This window comes from Aureimonas sp. Leaf427 (assembly GCF_001425485.1).
Lineage (GTDB): Bacteria > Pseudomonadota > Alphaproteobacteria > Rhizobiales > Rhizobiaceae > Plantimonas.
This window is the reverse complement of the sequence record NZ_LMQW01000012.1, coordinates 302,719-319,531: the sequence shown is the minus strand read 5'-3', so window position 1 is coordinate 319,531 and position 16,813 is coordinate 302,719. Positions and strand designations below refer to the sequence as shown.

Genomic DNA, 16,813 nt, shown 5'->3' with positions numbered 1-16,813 from the left:
TCCAGAACGTTATCGGATGCGGCCTTCGGCGGGAGGGTCCCGTCTCTCGGAGAGAACTGGAATGATGCGAGTTTCGACGTTTCTGGCGGCGACGGCCCTGGCCCTGACCCTTGGCAGTGCGGCATCCGCCAAGACGCTGGTCTATTGCTCCGAAGGTTCGCCGGAAGGCTTCGATCCCGGCCTCTACACGGCCGGCACGACCTTCGACGCCTCCTCGAAGACGACCTACAACCGCCTGACCGAGTTCAAGAAGGGCACGACGGAAGTCGTTCCCGGTCTTGCCGAGAGCTGGACCGTCTCGGACGACGGCCTCGTCTACACGTTCAAGCTGCGTCCGGGCGTCAAGTTCCAGACGACCGACTTCTTCACGCCGACCCGCGACTTCAACGCCGACGACGTGATCTTCACCTTCGACCGCCAGTCGAACAAGGAGAACCCGTTCGCTGCCTATGCCGGTGACAACACCTACGGCTACTACAGCGACATGGACATGCCCAAGCTCGTCAAGTCCTTCGAGAAGGTCGACGATCTGACGGTGAAGCTGACGCTGAACCAGCCGAACGCGCCGATGCTGGCGACGCTCGCCATGGACTTCGCCTCGGTCATGTCGAAGGAATATGCCGACAAGCTGATCGCGGACGGCACGCCCGAGAAGCTGAACCAGGTCCCCCTCGGCACCGGTCCCTTCTCCTTCGTCGCCTATCAGCAGGATGCCGTCATCCGCTACAAGGCGCATCCCGACTACTGGGGCGGCAAGCAGTCGATCGACGATCTCGTCTTCGCCATCACGCCGGACGCTTCCGTGCGCATCCAGCGCCTGAAGGCGGGCGAGTGCCAGATGGCCGCCTATCCGAACCCCGCCGACGTGCCGGCCCTCAAGGAGGACGCGACGCTCAACGTGATGGAGCAGCCGGGCCTCAACATCGGCTACATCGCCTGGAACTCCACGCAGGCGCCCTTCGACAAGCCCGAGGTTCGCCGCGCCATGAACATGGCGATCAACAAGCAGGCGATCATCGACGCCGTCTATCCCGGCATCGGGCAGATCGCCAAGAACCCGATCCCGCCGACGCTCTGGGGCTACAACGACGCCGTCGAGGACGACAAGTACGATCCCGACGCCGCGAAGGCCGCGCTGGAAGCGGCCGGCGTCAAGGATCTCTCGATGAAGCTCTGGGCCATGCCCGTGGCCCGTCCCTACAACCCGAACGGCCGCCGCATGGCCGAGCTGATCCAGGCCGATCTCGCCAAGGTCGGCGTCACCGCCGAGGTGGTGAGCTACGACTGGACCCAGTACCTGAAGCTCGCCGGCGATCCCAAGCACGACGGCGCGGTCATGGCCGGCTGGACCGGCGACAACGGCGATCCCGACAACTTCGTCACGCCGCTTCTCGGCTGCAACGGCGTCGGCTCCGGCAACAAGGCCGCCTGGTGCAACAAGGAGTTCGACGACCTGATCAAGAAGGCGTCCGCGACGCCCGACCAGGGCGAGCGCGCCAAGCTCTACGAACAGGCGCAGCTCGTCTTCAAGAAGGACGCGCCCTGGGCGACCATCGCCCATTCCCTGGTCGTTCTGCCCATGTCGAAGAAGATCTCCGGCTACGAGATGGACCCGCTCGGCTCGCACCGCTTCGACGGCGTCGACATCTCCGAGTGATCCGCCTTTGAGCAACGGGCGCCGCGGGACGTGTCGAAACGTCCCGCGGCGCCCGTTGCGTTTCGGCTGCCCCATCCTGTAAGGGCCCCTTATGCTCAGTTTTATCCTGAAACGGATCGGGCTCCTGATACCGACCTTCTTCGGCGTCACGCTCATCTCGTTCTTCTTCATCCGCATGCTGCCGGGCGATCCGATCATCGCGCTCGCCGGCGAGCGCGGCCTCAGCCCGGAGCGCTACGAGGCGCTGCGCGTCTCCTTCGGCTTCGACAAGCCTCTGTACGAGCAGTACTGGATCTTCCTGACGCATCTTCTCCAGGGCGATCTCGGCCAGTCGATCGTGACCAAGCAGCCGGTTCTCTCGGAGTTCGGGGTGCTCTTCCCGGCCACGCTCGAGCTCTCGCTCGTCGCCATCATCCTCGCCGTCGTCATCGGCATTCCCGCCGGCGTCTTCGCCGCGGTGAAGCGCGGCACCTGGCTCGACCAGACCATCATGGGCACCGCGCTCGTCGGCTATTCCATGCCGATCTTCTGGTGGGGCCTTCTCCTCATCATCTTCTTCTCCGGCTATCTCGGCTGGACACCGGTCTCGGGGCGCATCTCGCTCCTCTACTTCTTCCCGCCCGTCACGGGCTTCATGCTGATCGACAGCCTCCTGTCGGGTGCGAAGGGCGCCTTCTCCTCCGCGCTGAGCCACCTCATCCTGCCCGCCATCGTGCTCGGCACGATCCCGCTCGCCGTCATCGCGCGCCAGACGCGCTCGGCCATGCTGGAAGTGCTCGGCGAAGACTACGTGCGCACCGCCCGGGCCAAGGGCCTGTCGCGCTTCCGCGTCGTCGCCGTCCATGCGTTGCGCAACGCGCTGATCCCGGTCGTCACCACGATCGGTCTCCAGATCGGCACGCTGCTGGCCGGCGCCATCCTCACCGAGACGATCTTCTCCTGGCCGGGCATCGGCAAGTGGATGGTCGAATCCGTCTTCAAGCGCGACTATCCGGTCGTCCAGGGCGGGCTTCTCATGATCGCGGTCATCGTCATGGCCGTGAACCTTGCCGTCGATCTCATGTACGGCGCCATCAATCCGCGGGTGCGCGTCAAATGAGCCAGATCGACGCCGGCAAGGCCGCCGAGGGCATCGGCACCGACATTCCCTCCCGCATTCCCGAGCCGAACATCCGCCGCCGCCAGCTGAAGGAGTTCTGGTTCTACTTCTCGGTCAACAAGGGCGCGGTGATCGGCCTCGTCGTCTTCGCGGCGATCGTCCTCATCGCGATCTTCGCCCCGGTCCTGGCGCCCCACGATCCCGCGATCCAGGATCGCTCCGCGCTGCTCGTGCCGCCCGTCTGGCAGGCCGGCGGCAACTGGACCTATATCCTCGGCACCGACGCCGTCGGGCGCGATCTTCTCTCGCGCCTCATCTACGGCTCGCGCTTCTCGCTCTTCGTCGGCGTGATCGTCGTCTCGATCGCGGTCTCCACCGGCATCGTGCTCGGCCTCCTCGCCGGCTATGTCGGCGGCTGGCTGGATACGCTGATCATGCGCGTCATGGACGTGATCCTCGCCTTCCCCTCGCTGCTCCTGGCGCTCGTCCTCGTCGCGATCCTCGGCCCCGGTCTCGGCAATGCGATGATCGCCATCGCCCTCGTGCTCCAGCCCCATTTCGTGCGCCTGACGCGCGCGGCGGTTCTGGCGGAGAAGAACCGGGAATATGTCGTCGCCGCCCGCGTCGTCGGCGCCGGACCGATCCGGCTGATGGTCTCGACCATCGTGCCGAACTGCCTCGGACCGCTAATCGTCCAGGGCACGCTCTCCTTCTCCAACGCCATCCTGGAGGCCGCCGCCCTCGGCTTCCTCGGCATGGGCGCCCAGCCGCCGACGGCCGAATGGGGCACGATGCTGGCCGAGGCCCGCGAGTTCGTGCTGCGCGCCTGGTGGGTCGTGACCTTTCCCGGCCTTGCCATCCTCATCACGGTTCTGGCCATCAACCTCGTCGGCGACGGCCTGCGCGACGCGCTCGATCCGAAGCTGAAGCGGAGCTGAGACGATGCAGGCCTTGATCGGTCTCGTCGGCGTCGTGATCGGTATCCTGCTCGGCAAGGGCCTCGAGCGGATTCTCGATCTCAAACGCCGACAGGACCGGCAGGTGGATATGGTCTTCGCTTTGCATGCAGAGATTTCGGCGGGCCTCGGCGCCGTCGAAGAACAGACGGAACCTCATCAGGCGTCCTACCTCGTGGCGGACGAATGGCCGTTCGGCCCGTCCGATCGGACGGACTTCGTCTTCGCGGCACTGAAGTCCGATCTGACGGTCTTGCCCCAGGAGGCTATCCATCCCGTGGTGCGATACTATCGCTTAGCCGAGCAGTCGAACCTCATGATCGATCATATCGAGCACGAAGGTTATTCAAGGCAGCCGCCCGATGCTCGAAAGCGCTACGCGCAGAACCTTATCGCGCTTCTCAACACGCAACGACGGTCCGGAGAGGCGGCGCTCGCTGCTCTCGAACACTGCATCTCGGGCTGGGGTCTGACGGTTCCCGAACGCGGGAGAGGTCCTTCAGACGAGGGGCTTGATCGGGCCGTTCATGGATCGTCTCCTGAAATTTCGACCTCAAACATACGCCAAGATCGGGAGATTTTCTAGACGATGCCCCTCCTCGCTGTCCGCAATCTCTCCGTTTCCTTCGCTACCTCCACCGGCTCCTTCAAGGCCGTGGACGGGATCGACTATTCCGTCGATGTCGGCGAGGTCCTGTCGATCGTCGGCGAATCCGGCTCGGGCAAATCCGTCGGCATGCTGGCCGTGATGGGCCTTCTGCCGGCGACGGCGACCGTTTCAGCCGACGCCATGCTCTTCGACGGGCAGGACATGCAGAAGCTCTCGCCCACCGAGCGCCGGGCGCTGATCGGGCGGGACATTTCCATGATCTTCCAGGAGCCGACGGCGAGCCTCAATCCCTGCTTCACCGTCGGCTACCAGCTGGAAGAGGTGCTGAAGGAGCATCTGAATCTTGGCCGGCGCGAGCGTCGCGCGCGGGCGGTCGAGCTGATGACGGCGGTCGGCATTCCCGATCCCGCCGAGCGCCTGTCGAGCTATCCGCACCAGATGTCGGGCGGCCAGTGCCAGCGCGTGATGATCGCCATCGCCATCGCCTGCAATCCCAAGCTCCTCATCGCGGACGAGCCGACGACGGCGCTCGACGTGACGATCCAGAAGCAGATCCTCGATCTCCTGATGAAGCTGCAGGCGGACAAGGGCATGGCGCTCATCATGATCACCCACGACATGGGCGTCGTCGCCGAGACCGCCGACCGCGTCATCGTCCAGTACAAGGGCCGCAAGATGGAGGAGTCGGACGTGCTGACCCTCTTCACGGCGCCGACCAGCCCCTACACGAAGGCTCTTCTCTCCGCCCTGCCGGAGAATGCGACGGGCACGCGCCTGCCGACCGTCTCCGACGTCATGGCAGCGGCCGCCGCGGGAGCCGCCCTATGAGCGCGCCGATCCTCGAGGTCCGCAACATCCGGCAGGACTACGTCGTCGGCCGCGGCCTCTTCTCCAGGTCGAAGATCGTCCATGCGGTGAAGGGCGTCAGCTTCTCCGTCGAGAAGGGCCAGACGCTCGCCATCGTCGGCGAGAGCGGCTGCGGAAAGTCGACGCTCGCGCGCATCCTGACGCTGATCGATCCCCAGACGAGCGGCGAACTTCTGATCGAGGGCAAGTCCGTCGATATCGGCAAGACCGGCACCTCGCGGGAACTCCGCCGCAAGGTGCAGATCGTCTTCCAGAACCCCTACGGCTCGCTGAACCCGCGCCAGAAGATCGGCAGCGTCCTCACCGAGCCGTTGATGCTGAACACCGACAAGTCGGCCGACGAGCGGCGGGAGCTCGCCATGGCCATGCTGGTGAAGGTCGGGCTCCAGCCCGAGCACTACAACCGCTATCCGCATATGTTCTCCGGCGGACAGCGCCAGCGCATCGCGATCGCCCGCGCGCTGATGCTGAACCCCTCGATCCTCGTCCTCGACGAGCCCGTCTCGGCGCTCGATCTCTCGGTCCAGGCGCAGATCCTGAACCTCCTCGCCGATCTCCAGGACGAACTCGGCCTCACCTATGTCTTCATCAGCCACGACCTCTCGGTCGTGCGCTTCATCGCGGACGACGTGATGGTCATGTATCTCGGCGAGGCCGTCGAGCACCGCTCCAAGGACGCGATCTTCGCCGATCCCCGGCACCCCTACACCCGCACCCTCTTCGCCGCGACGCCGAAGGCCGACCCGAAAACGATCCGGGCGCGGGTGGCGGCGAAGGCGGCAGGTCAGGTCCGCACGGGCACGTAATAGTCGATCGTCGCGCCCGGCACCGTGAGCGGACGATTGCCGTCATAGCGCTCGAAATCGGGTGTTTCGGCGATCTCCAGGCCTGATTCCGGCAGGGATCGGCACCATATGTCCTTCATGGCCGCCTTCATCTGGAGGTGGATGGGGCCTCCGTCGAGCGTGATCCGAAACACGGCATAGGTGGCGCTGGGTACCGCGACCGATCCGAAGCCTCGCGGCAGGCTTGCGCCGGGGCGGACCTCGACGCCGGCGAGATAGCGGAAATTCCCCTCGTCGCGATTGAGGGACGTCATGACGCCGTAGCTTGCGGAGCCTTCGACTTGACCCTCGAACGGCACAGTGCCGATCAGTTGCGACCAGAGCTGGGGAATGTCCGACTTCGTGTCGTGGTCGAAGTCTCGCGCCGGACCGGCGACGACGAAACCGGAAAGGTCGGTGAGATCGGGCAGGCGTTCAACCGTCATCGTGGTGATCGGATCTGTCGACATCGGAAATTGTCCTTCGAAAGGGTCAAGGGAGAAGCCGGCCCGAAAGCGTGCCGGAGTTACGCCGAACAGACGCTTGAAGGCGCGAGTGAAAGCCTCCTGCGAACCGAAGCCGCATTCCAATGCGACATCGATCAGCGAAAGGTCTGCTTCGGACAAGCGCCGGGCGGCGCGCAGGAGGCGCCGTCCCCGCACATGGCTCATCACGCTTCGCCGCATCTCGACCAGGAATAGGCGCGAGAAGTGGAACGGTGAGTAGCCGGATTTGGCCGCGATCCTGTCGAGGGTCAGGGGGTCGTCGAGGTGATCCTCGATCCATGCGACCATCAGCGCAACGACACTCGGCGGGGGCTTGTCCATGGGTGAAAGGTGCAGGATTTGCGACCGCGCGTCTTGATCGCGCTTGCTCTGTCCGCTGCCGGTCCGCGATGCCTCTTCCGGATCGCCGGGGATGGCGGGTATCTCGCCGCCGGGATCAGCCGGGATCAGCCCGGATCGGTCGGAATCAGTCCGGCGACGATCCGGTCGGATATCAGATCGCTCGCGCCGAGCCCCTCTGCGACCCCCGCCCGATCTTCAGGCGAGCGGTTCTGGCTCATCTTGCGCTTGGCGTCGATGCGGCCGATGGGCAGGCGGAACCCGCTAATGCCCTTCAGCTGCGAGCGCACGAAGGCCGGCGGCGCATCCGTCACGGCCCAGGGCGTCTCGCGCGCGCTTTCATGGAGATCGGTGAGCCTGCTGACCACCGCGTGGAGCCGCGTTTCGTCGTCGAAGAACTCGATCTCGCCATAGGCATGGACGGCCGCGTAGTTCCAGGTCGGCACGACCTTTCCCGTCTCCTGCTTCGTCCGATACCAGGAGGGCGTCACATAGGCGTCCGGTCCCTGGAAGATCGCGAGCGCCTCGCCGATCGCTGGCACGCTCGCCTGGCGGTTGGCGCGGGCGAGATGGCCGTAGAGCGTCCCGTGCGGACCTTCGGCTTCGTCGAGAAAGAGAGGCAGCGGGGTGCCCATCAGCCCCTCCGCCGTCGCCGTGACGAGGGTCGCCAGCCGCGTCTGCGCGATCAGCGCGCTGATCGATGTGGGCTCGTCGTCGCGAAAGGCCGGCGGCGTGTACATGTCGTCAGGCTCCTCTGAAAGTCTGTCGGCCTCAGCCGCCCTTGGCCTGATGGCGTCCCAGCGCGTCCACGATCTCGCGCGCGCCGATGCGGCCGAGGATGCGGCCCTGGTCAGAGACGACGACCTCGCCCTTGTCGCCGGAGACGGCCATCATGACGCGGCGAAGCGGCGTGTCGGGCTGCGCCATCGCGGCGACGCGCTGCGGGTTCTCGCCGGGGACGAGCGGCGTCATCACGTCGCCGGCGGTGAGCACGTTCAACGGATTCATATGCGCGACGAAGGCCTCGACATAGTCGTCGGCCGGACGCAGCACGATGTCCTGCGCGGTGCCGACCTGGACGATCCGCCCGCCCTCCATGATGGCGATGCGGTTGCCGATCTTGAAGGCTTCGTCGAGATCGTGGCTGACGAAGATGATGGTCTTCTTCAGCCGCTGCTGGAATTCCAGAAGCTCGTCCTGCAGGCGCGAGCGGATGAGCGGGTCGAGCGCGGAGAAGGGCTCGTCCATGAGGAGGATCGGCGCATCCGTGGCGAAGGCGCGCGCCAGGCCGACGCGCTGCTGCATGCCGCCGGACAGCTCGCCGACGAGCGAGTTCGCCCGCTCGGACAGCCCGACGAGGTCGAGCTGCGCCAGCACCGCGTCGCGCCGCTCCTTGCGCGAGCGGCCGGCGAGCTCCAGCCCGAGGCCGACATTCTCGGCCACCGTGCGCCAGGGCAGGAGCGCGAACTGCTGGAACACCATCGCCACCTCGTGGCGGCGCAGCTCCCGCAGGCGCTTCGGCCCGCAGGACGCGGGATCGACGGGGCCTTTGCCGGTGTCGATGAGAACGCGGCCGCGCGTGATCGGGGCGAGGCCGTTCACCGCCCGGATCAGCGTCGACTTGCCCGAGCCCGACAGGCCCATCAGCACCGCGATCTCGCCGCGCCGAATTTCCAGACTCGCATCGGCGACGCCGAGCATCGTGTCGGTGGCCTTGCGGATCTCGGAGCGCGTCGCCCCCTGGTCGATCAGCGCCAGCGCGCGCTCCGGCTTCTTGCCGAAGATGATCGAGACATTGTCGAAGACGACGATCGGCGCCTCGGCCGGGCAGTCCGTCGATGTTCGGGACGCGCTCATCGGCGGCCACCCTCCTCGATGCGGAAGAAGCGATCGAGGATGATCGCGAGAAGGACGATGGCGAGGCCGGATTCGAAGCCCATCCCGACATTGATCGAGTTCAGCGCGCGCAGGACGGGAACGCCGAGGCCGGGCGCGCCGACGAGCGCGGCGATGACCACCATGGAGAGCGAGAGCATGATCGTCTGCGTCAGGCCTGCCATGATCTGCGGCAGCGCGTAGGGGATCTCGACCTTCAGGAGCCGCTGCAACGGCGTCGCGCCGAAGGCGTCGCCGGCCTCCAGAAGCTGGAGCGGGGTCGAGGCGATGCCGAGCCGCGTCAGGCGGATCGGAGAGGGCAGCGCGAAGATGACGGTCGCGACGAGGCCGGGCACCATGCCGAGGCCGAAGAGGATCAGCGCGGGGATCAGATAGACGAAGGTCGGGATCGTCTGCATCAGGTCGAGAACCGGCCGGAGGGCTGCATAGAGCCAGGGCCGCCGGGCCGCCGCGATTCCGATGGGCACGCCGACGATCATGCAGACGGCCGTCGAGGCGAGAACGAGGGCGAGCGTGTCCGTCGTCTCCTTCCAGTAGCCGAGATTGACGATGAGGAGGAAGCCGAGAACCGTGAAGAGAAAGGCGGGAATGGAGCGGCGCATCAGCAGCGCCACCAGCCCGAAGGCGCCGATGACCACAAAGGGATGGGGCGTCTGGAGACAGTAGAGAATCGCGTCGATGAAGGCTTCGAGCCCGGCCTGGATGGCGTCGAAGACGCCCGATGCGTTCGTCGTCAGCCAGTCGACGACGGCCACGGCATAGTCGCCGATGGGCAGACGGTGGGCTTCAAGCCATTCCACGGGGCGGGGCGCTCTCTCGATCGGTTGCGGATGGGCGGGCGGGCGGCGCTCAGCACGACCCACGCGGCCAGACGGGGCCGGCGCCGTGCGGCACCGGCCCCGGGGCGGGATCAGGACATGCCGAGCGCGGTCTTCACGGCGGGCAGGGCGTCCTTGCCGTCGAGCGTCGTCACGCCGGCGAGCCAGGCGTCGAGCACGGCGGGGTTCGCCTTCAGCCATTCCTTCGCGACCTTGGCCGGCTCCTCCTTCTTGTCGGTGATCGCGCTCATCATCGCGTTTTCCGCGTCGAGCTGGAAGGTGAGGTTGGTCAGGAGCTTGCCGATGTTCGGGCACTCGGTCGAGTAGCCCTTGCGCGTGACCGTGTGCACGGTGGCTCCGCCGAAGTTCGGCCCGAAATAGGCGTCGCCGCCCGCCAGATACTCCATCTGGAAGTTGGTGTTCATCGGATGGGGCGCCCAGCCGAGGAAGACGATCGGCTTTTCCGATTTCGTGGCGCGCGCGACCTGCGAGAGCATGCCCTGCTCGGAGGAGGCGACGAGCTCGAAATCCTTGGTGCCGAAGTCGTTCGCCTCGATCATCTTGACGACGAGGCTGTTGCCGTCGTTGCCGGGCTCGATGCCGTAGATCTTGCCGCCGAGATCGTCGTGGAACTTGGCGAGATCGGCGAAGCTCTTGAGGCCCTTGTCGAAGAGATATTTCGGCACGGCCAGCGTGTATTTGGCGCCTTCGAGATTGGTGTGGACCCGCTCGATCGAGCCCTCGTCGATATATTTGGTGATGTCGCCCGTCTGCGCCGGCATCCAATTGCCGAGGAAGGCGTCGAGATCGTTGTTCTTGAGCGAGGCGAAGGTGACGGGAACCGAGAGGATCTTTACGTCGGGCGTATAGCCGAGGCCGGTCAGGATCTCGGAGGCGACCGCCGTGGTGGCGGTGATGTCGGTCCAGCCGACGTCGGAGAGACGGACGGTCGCGCAGCTTGCGGGGTCTGCGGCGAGGGCCGGCGCGGCCCCGGCCAGCGCGAGGGCGGTGGCGAGACAGAGCGTCGTGCGCATGGGTGTATCCTCCGATGATGAACTTGGAACGACTATCGCGAAGGGGCGCAGCCCGCGCAAGGCGAAGACGGCGCCGTCCCCCGGGATACGACCTCGAATCCGTCAAGGCGGAACGTTCGAAAACGACGGAGTCTGGCGCAAAATCCGTCAGAGAGAGATCGCCGCCGTGTTCTTGATCTCCTCCATGACGGCATAGGTGTGCGTCTCGCGAATGCCGGGCAGATTGAGGAGCGCGTCGGAGAGAAAGGCGCGATAGGCGTTCATGTCGGCGACACGCGCCTTCAGAAGATAGTCGAAGCCCCCGGCGACCATGTGGCATTCCATGATGTCGGGATTGGCCTTGGCGGCCTTCGCGAAGGCGCCGAACACGTCCTCACTGGTGCGCTCGAGTTTGACCTCGACGAAGACGATCAGCCCGCGCCCGAGCTTTTCGGGCGAGAGGCGCGCGGAGAAGCCGAGAATATAGCCGTCCCGCTGGAGCCGCTTCACCCGTTCGGCCGTTGCCGTGGGCGAGAGGTGGACGCGGGTCGCAAGGTCCAGATTGCTGAGCCGCCCGTCCGTCTGCAGCTGCCGGAGGATCTGTCGGTCCTTATCGTCGATCTCGCTCATACCTGTCGTCATACCGCTCTTTCGGCGGGATTGTCACGGCAGAGACGCCGCAGATTGGTGAGATCGCCGGTCCGCGAAATGCTAGATGTCCCGCAGCCCGAAGCCGGTCCCAGCCCCCGAGGATTCGTCGATGTCGCAGAGCGCCTTGCCCGCCTTTTCCGCTCCCTTCGCGCCCGAGGACGAGGCGGCCGTTTCCGCGCTTCTGCGCCGCGCCGGCACTTTTTCCCATGACGAAGAGGCGGTGGACGCGACGGCCCGCCGCCTGATCTCCGCGATCCGCGGCCAGAGCGGCGGCATCGGCGGCGTCGAGGACTTCCTGCGCGAGTTCGGGCTTTCCACGCGCGAGGGCCTCGCCCTGATGGTTCTGGCCGAAGCGCTGCTCCGCGTGCCCGATCCGGCGACGCAGGACAAGCTGATCGAGGACAAGATCGGCGCGGGCGACTGGACGAACCACGAGGGCGGCGAGGACCGCATGCTGACGGCGGCCTCCGCCTGGGCGCTCGGCGTCTCCGCCCGCATCATCCGCCCCGGCGAGACGCCGAAGGGCGTCATCGGCTCGCTGGTCAAGCGCATGGGCGCCCCCGCCGTTCGCACCGCGACGCGCCAGGCCATGCGCTTCCTCGGCCGCCAGTTCGTGCTGGGCGAGACGATCTCCGATGCGCTGGAGCGCGCGCGGGGCCTGGAGAAGAAGGGCTATCGCCACTCCTACGACATGCTGGGCGAGGGCGCGCGCACGCAAGGCGACGCCGACCGCTACTTCAAGTCCTATGCCGACGCGATCGAGGCGATCGGGCGCAAGGCCGGCAACAAGGCGCTGCCCGACCGCCCCGGCATCTCGGTCAAGCTCTCGGCGCTCCACCCGCGCTACTCGGCCGTGAAGCAGGGCCGGGTGATGGAGGAACTCGTGCCGAAGGTGCGCGACCTCGCGATGCGCGCCAAGAGCTACCAGCTGAACTTCACGGTCGACGCCGAGGAGGCCGACCGGCTGGAACTTTCGCTCGACGTCATCGACGCGGTCGTGCGCTCCTCCGACTTCAGCGGCTGGGACGGCTTCGGTCTCGCCGTCCAGGCCTATCAGAAGCGCGTTCTCGCCGTGATCGAGCACATGGACGCGCTGGCGGAGGAGACCGGCATCCGCATGATGGTGCGCCTCGTCAAGGGCGCCTATTGGGACTCCGAGATCAAGCATGCGCAGGAGCGCGGCGTCGAGGGCTTCCCGGTCTACACGCTGAAGCCGGCAACGGATCTGTCCTATCTCGTCGCCGCGGAGGCGCTGCTCGGCCGGCGCGCGCGGCTCTATCCCCAGTTCGCCACGCACAATGCGCTGACCGTCGCAACCATTCTCGAAATGGCCGGTCCCGACGCCTCCGGCTTCGAGTTCCAGCGCCTGCACGGGATGGGCGAGGCGCTCTACGAGGCCGTGCGCGCCGAGCGCGGCGGCCAGCTCTCCTGCCGCATCTATGCGCCCGTCGGCGGCTATCGCGATCTCCTCGCCTATCTCGTGCGCCGGCTCCTGGAAAACGGCGCCAATTCCTCCTTCGTCGCCAAGGTCGGCGACGAGGACGTGCCGGTCGAGGAGCTTCTGGAGCGTCCGCGCGATCTCCTGGCGAACGGCCCGGTGCGCCATGGCCGCATCGCGCGCCCCGCCGCGATCTTCGGCGCGCGTCTCAACTCCACCGGCGTCGAGCTGGGCGACCGCAAGGCGCTGGCGAAGTTCCTGAAGGCCCGCGACACCGCCGATCTCGGCATGCCGGAGGCGCGCTGCGGCTCCAAGGCGGCCGGCTCCGACGCGGCGAAGGTCGAAATCCGCTCGCCCGCCGACGGCCGGCTCGTCGGCATCAGCCATCACCTCTCCGCCGAGTCCGCCCGCCGGGTGATCGAGGCGGCGAAGGCCGAGGTTCAGGCCGCCGAGCGCGTGCCGGCGGCCGTGCGGGCGGGCGCGCTGCGCAAGGCCGCCGATCTCATGGAAGCGCGGCAGGGGCCTCTCATGGCGCTGCTCGCCGCCGAGGCCGGCAAGACCGTCGAGGACGGCATCGCCGAAATCCGCGAGGCCGTGGATTTCCTGCGCTTCTATGCAGGCGAGGCCGAGCGCCTCTTCGCCGCGCCCGTCGCTCTGCCCGGTCCGACCGGGGAGGAGAACAGACTGCGCTATCGCTCGCGCGGCGTCATCGTCGCGATTTCGCCCTGGAACTTCCCGCTCGCGATCTTCGCGGGTCAGGTCGCCGCCGCGTTGGCGGCCGGCAATGTCGTCGTCGCCAAGCCCGCCGAGCAGACGCCGCTGATCGCGAGCGCCGCCGTCGCGATCCTGCACGAGGCCGGGTTCTCGCAAAATGCCCTGATCCTTGCCCCCGGCGACGGCGCGACGGGCGCGGCGCTCGTCGGCCACGATGCCACCGCCGGCGTCGCCTTCACCGGCTCCACCGACACGGCCTTCGCCATCAACCGCGCGCTTGCCGCCCGCAATGCGCCGATCGTCCCGCTCGTCGCCGAGACCGGCGGCATCAACGCGCTGATCGTCGATGCGACCGCGCTGCCCGAACAGGTCGCCGACGACGTCGTCGCCTCCGCCTTCCGCTCGGCCGGCCAGCGCTGTTCGGCGCTGCGGCTTCTCTTCGTGCAGGAGGACGTGGCCGAGCGCATGGTGCAGATGATCGCTGGCGCCGCCGCCGAACTGACCCTCGGCGATCCTCTCGACATCGCGACCGATATCGGCCCGGTCATCGACGCCGAGCAGAAGGCCATGCTGGACGAGCATGTCGCCCGCATGAAGCGCGAGCAGGCGATCCGCTTCACCGGCGCTTTGCCGGCTGATCTTCCGAAGGGCGGCCACTGGGTCGCGCCGCACATCGTCATGATCGACCGGCCGGAAGCGCTGGACCGGGAGGTCTTCGGCCCGATCCTCCACGTCGTGACCTGGAAGGCGGGCGAGCTGTCGAAGGTCTGCGAGGCGATCGAGCGCACCGGCTTCGGTCTGACGCTCGGCGTCCACAGCCGCATCGACGAGACGATCCGCGAAGTGACCGAGCGCATGACGGTCGGCAACATCTACGTGAACCGCAACATGATCGGCGCCGTCGTCGGCTCCCAGCCCTTCGGCGGCTCCGGCCTCTCCGGCACGGGCCCCAAGGCTGGCGGCCCGAACTACGTCGCCCGCTTCGCCCGCGAGCAGGTCGTCTCGACCAACACCGCCGCGGCCGGCGGCAATGCCAGCCTCATCGCGATGGACTCGGGCGCATAAGGGGTTGGTCCTGCCGGAGAGCTGGAAAGACTGAAGGGCCGGGCGCTCGACGGAGCCCCCCTCTGCCTGCCGGCATCTCCCCCTCATGGGTGGAGATCAGGCTGATCGCAGACGGTCGAGAATGGCGTTCTTCTCCCCTCCGGGGAGAAGGTGGCGGCAGCCGGATGAGGGGCCTTCGGACCCGCGCCCTTCGACAAAACTCCCCGCAAATCCGTCCCGCACCGGCACGCCCCTCATCGGCCTGCCGGCCACTTCTCCCCGCAGGGGAGAAGAACCATGCTCTGACCCGCCGCATAGGGCGCGGCCGGCAAACTCACCTCCGCGCAACCGCCTCACGCGTCGAGGATCACCGCGAAGCCGCCGAAGATCATGCGCTTGCCGTCGAAGACCATGCCCTCCATCGACATGCGATCGTCGGTCATCATCTTCTGCATGCCGGCATCGCGCGTCGCCTTGTCCGGCCATTCGATCCAGGAGAAGACGACGGTCTCGCCGGGTTCGGCCTTCACCGCCATCCTGAAGTCGGTCAGCTTGCCCTCCGGCACGTCGTCGCCCCAGGTCTCGACCATGCGCAGCGCGCCGTATTCCTTGAAGACGGGCAGCGCCTTTCGGGCCTGCTCGATATAGGCCTCCTTCTTGTCGCTCGGCACGGCGACCACGAATCCATCGACATAGGTCATCGTCTCTCTCCCTGTTTCGAGCGGCCTCGTGGGATTCGGCGTCCCCGTTCAGGCCGCTTCCGTCGGAGCCGAGCCGCCCGAGGCGGCGGCCGGGTCCATCCACATGACCTCCCAGATATGGCCGTCCGGGTCCTCGTAGGACCGGCCGTACATGAAGCCGAAATCCTGCGTCGGCGTCGGGTCCGGCGTGCCGCCGGCGGCGACCGCGCGCTCGACCGTCCGGTCCACCTCCGCGCGGCTCTCCTCCGAGACGCAGACGAGGACCTGCGCCGTCTCGCGCGCGTCGGAAATGCGCTTCGACGTGAACTCGGCGAATTTCGCATGGGTCAGAAGCATGGCGAAGATGGTGTCGGAGAGCACCATGCAGGCCGCCGTGTCGTCGGAGAATTGCGGGTTTCGAACGGCGCCGACGCTCTCGTAGAAGGCGATGAAGCGCGGCAGGTCCAAGACCGGCAGGTTGACGAAGATCATCTTGGGCATGTCGGCATCCTCCCGGCCGTCTGCGGCGCCGAGCCGGCCCGGCCGCCATCGTTGACCCATGCTGCCGCACGCGGTTAGAACTGACAACCATGGGGTTACAAAAAATAACAGAGCCGGCCCATCTTCTTCGCCGGAAACGGTACGACGACGCCTGCGCCGCGGCGCATGCGATGGATCTTCTCGGCGAGCGCTGGGCGCTCCTCGTCGTGCGTGAACTCCTGACGGGCCCGAAGCGCTTCGGAGATCTGCGCCGCGACCTCTCCGGCATTAGCGCCAATGTGCTGACGCAACGCCTGGAAGGGCTGGAGGAGGCCGGCATCCTCCGGCGTCGTCGGCTCGCCCCGCCGGCCGATGTCGGGGTCTACGAACTGACGCCCTGGGGCTACGAGGCCGAGCCGATCGTCCAGGCGCTCGGCCGCTGGGCCACGCGCTCGCCGGCCCACGACCCGACGCTGTCCTTCAGCGCCGCCGGGCTGATCCTCTCCATGCGCACCATGCTGGACACCGATCGGGCCCGGGGCATCGACGCGCGCATCGGTTTTGCCCTCGGCCGCGAGAGCTTCCTCGGCCATCTTGCCGAAGGCTCGATCGCGTTCACCCCCGGCCTGCTCGACGGTGCCGATGCGATCCTCGAAGCCGCCCCGCCGGTCGTGGCCGCCGCGCTCTATGGCGGCCAGCCGCTCGCGACGCTGGAGGCGGCTGGCGTGCTGATGCTCGGCGGCGACCGCATGCTCGCCAACTGGTTCGTCACGCTCTTTCCCCTGCCGGCGAAGGCGGAGCGGCCGGCGTGACGCGATGTCTGTTTCAGGGGAGCGGAAAGGGTCCGCGCCCTTCATCCACGGACATTGTCCGCCGGCGCCACACCGTCCGTCGAGCGCTCTAAAAGCGGGCATCGCTCCAGCCTATGCGCCCGGGTTCGGTCCCGTCAAAGCTTCGCCTCCCTTCCTTTCCAGCTTCGGGCCAGCCTTCGCTGCGATGATCCTCGTGTCGGGCCGACGCCAGCGACGCCGAGGAGATCCTCCCGCTCCGATCGGGCGTTCGGCGAAGGCCAGACGGCAGAGACCAGGTGGCTCCCCCTTCCGGACCTGCCTTGGTCGTCGGGCATGAAACAGGATGGAAAGCCCGGACGTCCTCCCCGTCCGGGCTTTTCGCCGTCTCCCCGCCCGACCTTTTTGCCGGCCTTTTGATCCTGCGCTCGAT

At 67.0% G+C, this 16,813-nt stretch carries 16 protein-coding genes; 8 read left to right on the top strand and 8 right to left on the bottom strand.

The genetic code is table 11. From position 1 onward, the window contains the following. Positions 1 to 61 precede the first annotated feature (61 nt). The 6 genes from ASG62_RS09675 (at position 62) to ASG62_RS09650 (ending at position 5,995) form a co-directional block, all read left to right on the top strand. Positions 62 to 1,657, top strand: a complete 1,596-nt coding sequence (locus ASG62_RS09675; protein ID WP_056688401.1) for an ABC transporter substrate-binding protein — start codon at positions 62 to 64, stop codon at positions 1,655 to 1,657. 91 nt (positions 1,658 to 1,748) lie between these two features. Beyond that, entirely contained in the window at positions 1,749 to 2,756 is a 1,008-nt protein-coding gene (locus ASG62_RS09670; protein WP_056688398.1) for an ABC transporter permease subunit, read from the top strand. Beyond that, positions 2,753 to 3,694 carry an ABC transporter permease subunit gene (locus ASG62_RS09665; protein WP_056688395.1) on the top strand — a complete coding sequence of 314 codons (942 nt, stop codon included), beginning with the start codon at positions 2,753 to 2,755 and terminating at the stop codon, positions 3,692 to 3,694. Before ASG62_RS09670 ends, ASG62_RS09665 begins: the two co-directional genes overlap by 4 nt. A 4-nt stretch (positions 3,695 to 3,698) precedes the next feature. Next, positions 3,699 to 4,298 carry a hypothetical protein gene (locus ASG62_RS09660; RefSeq protein ID WP_056688392.1) on the top strand — a complete coding sequence of 200 codons (600 nt, stop codon included), beginning with the start codon at positions 3,699 to 3,701 and terminating at the stop codon, positions 4,296 to 4,298. A gap of 3 nt (positions 4,299 to 4,301) precedes the next feature. Next, on the top strand, positions 4,302 to 5,150 hold the full coding sequence (locus ASG62_RS09655) for an ABC transporter ATP-binding protein (RefSeq protein WP_056688389.1): 849 nt from the start codon (positions 4,302 to 4,304) through the stop codon (positions 5,148 to 5,150). Then, a complete protein-coding gene (locus ASG62_RS09650; protein WP_056688386.1) occupies positions 5,147 to 5,995 on the top strand; it encodes a dipeptide ABC transporter ATP-binding protein in 849 nt (282 codons plus the stop codon). The genes ASG62_RS09655 and ASG62_RS09650 overlap by 4 nt, the downstream gene beginning before the upstream one ends. On the opposite strand, the gene ASG62_RS09645 is transcribed toward ASG62_RS09650, so the two are convergent. The 6 genes from ASG62_RS09645 to ASG62_RS09620 all read right to left on the bottom strand — a co-directional run bounded on the left by ASG62_RS09645 (position 5,974) and on the right by ASG62_RS09620 (position 11,215). Beyond that, positions 5,974 to 6,840, bottom strand: a complete 867-nt coding sequence (locus tag ASG62_RS09645; protein WP_056688384.1) for an AraC family transcriptional regulator — start codon at positions 6,838 to 6,840, stop codon at positions 5,974 to 5,976. The genes ASG62_RS09650 and ASG62_RS09645 overlap by 22 nt on opposite strands. Before the next feature lie 125 nt (positions 6,841 to 6,965). Then, on the bottom strand, positions 6,966 to 7,598 hold the full coding sequence (locus tag ASG62_RS09640; protein WP_056688381.1) for an FMN-binding negative transcriptional regulator: 633 nt from the start codon (positions 7,596 to 7,598) through the stop codon (positions 6,966 to 6,968). A gap of 31 nt (positions 7,599 to 7,629) precedes the next feature. Beyond that, on the bottom strand, positions 7,630 to 8,715 hold the full coding sequence (gene choV, locus ASG62_RS09635; RefSeq protein WP_056688377.1) for a choline ABC transporter ATP-binding protein: 1,086 nt from the start codon (positions 8,713 to 8,715) through the stop codon (positions 7,630 to 7,632). Next, the gene (choW, locus tag ASG62_RS09630; RefSeq protein WP_056688375.1) at positions 8,712 to 9,554 is read right to left on the bottom strand and encodes a choline ABC transporter permease subunit; all 843 of its coding nucleotides are present in this window, start codon (positions 9,552 to 9,554) and stop codon (positions 8,712 to 8,714) included. Before choW ends, choV begins: the two co-directional genes overlap by 4 nt. 110 nt (positions 9,555 to 9,664) lie before the next feature. Further along, positions 9,665 to 10,606 carry a choline ABC transporter substrate-binding protein gene (locus ASG62_RS09625; RefSeq protein ID WP_056688372.1) on the bottom strand — a complete coding sequence of 314 codons (942 nt, stop codon included), beginning with the start codon at positions 10,604 to 10,606 and terminating at the stop codon, positions 9,665 to 9,667. Positions 10,607 to 10,753: 147 nt separating this feature from the next. Beyond that, complete coding sequence (locus ASG62_RS09620; RefSeq protein WP_056688370.1) at positions 10,754 to 11,215, bottom strand: Lrp/AsnC ligand binding domain-containing protein; 462 nt, start codon at positions 11,213 to 11,215, stop codon at positions 10,754 to 10,756. Positions 11,216 to 11,345: 130 nt separating this feature from the next. Between ASG62_RS09620 and putA the strand changes: the two genes are divergently transcribed. Further along, positions 11,346 to 14,453, top strand: a complete 3,108-nt coding sequence (gene putA, locus ASG62_RS09615; protein ID WP_056688366.1) for a bifunctional proline dehydrogenase/L-glutamate gamma-semialdehyde dehydrogenase PutA — start codon at positions 11,346 to 11,348, stop codon at positions 14,451 to 14,453. Between the two features lie 332 nt (positions 14,454 to 14,785). Here the strand turns inward: putA and ASG62_RS09610 are convergent, their stop codons facing one another. Together ASG62_RS09610 and ASG62_RS09605 are read right to left on the bottom strand one after the other, a co-directional pair. After that, complete coding sequence (locus tag ASG62_RS09610) at positions 14,786 to 15,133, bottom strand: DUF1428 domain-containing protein (RefSeq protein WP_056688364.1); 348 nt, start codon at positions 15,131 to 15,133, stop codon at positions 14,786 to 14,788. A gap of 48 nt (positions 15,134 to 15,181) precedes the next feature. Next, a complete protein-coding gene (locus ASG62_RS09605) occupies positions 15,182 to 15,613 on the bottom strand; it encodes a VOC family protein (protein ID WP_056688361.1) in 432 nt (143 codons plus the stop codon). 89 nt (positions 15,614 to 15,702) lie between these two features. Here ASG62_RS09605 and ASG62_RS09600 point away from each other — a divergent pair, with 89 nt between their 5' ends. Next, positions 15,703 to 16,404 (top strand): winged helix-turn-helix transcriptional regulator, encoded by a 702-nt coding sequence (locus ASG62_RS09600; RefSeq protein ID WP_056688360.1) that lies wholly within the window; start codon positions 15,703 to 15,705, stop codon positions 16,402 to 16,404. Positions 16,405 to 16,813: the final 409 nt, after the last annotated feature.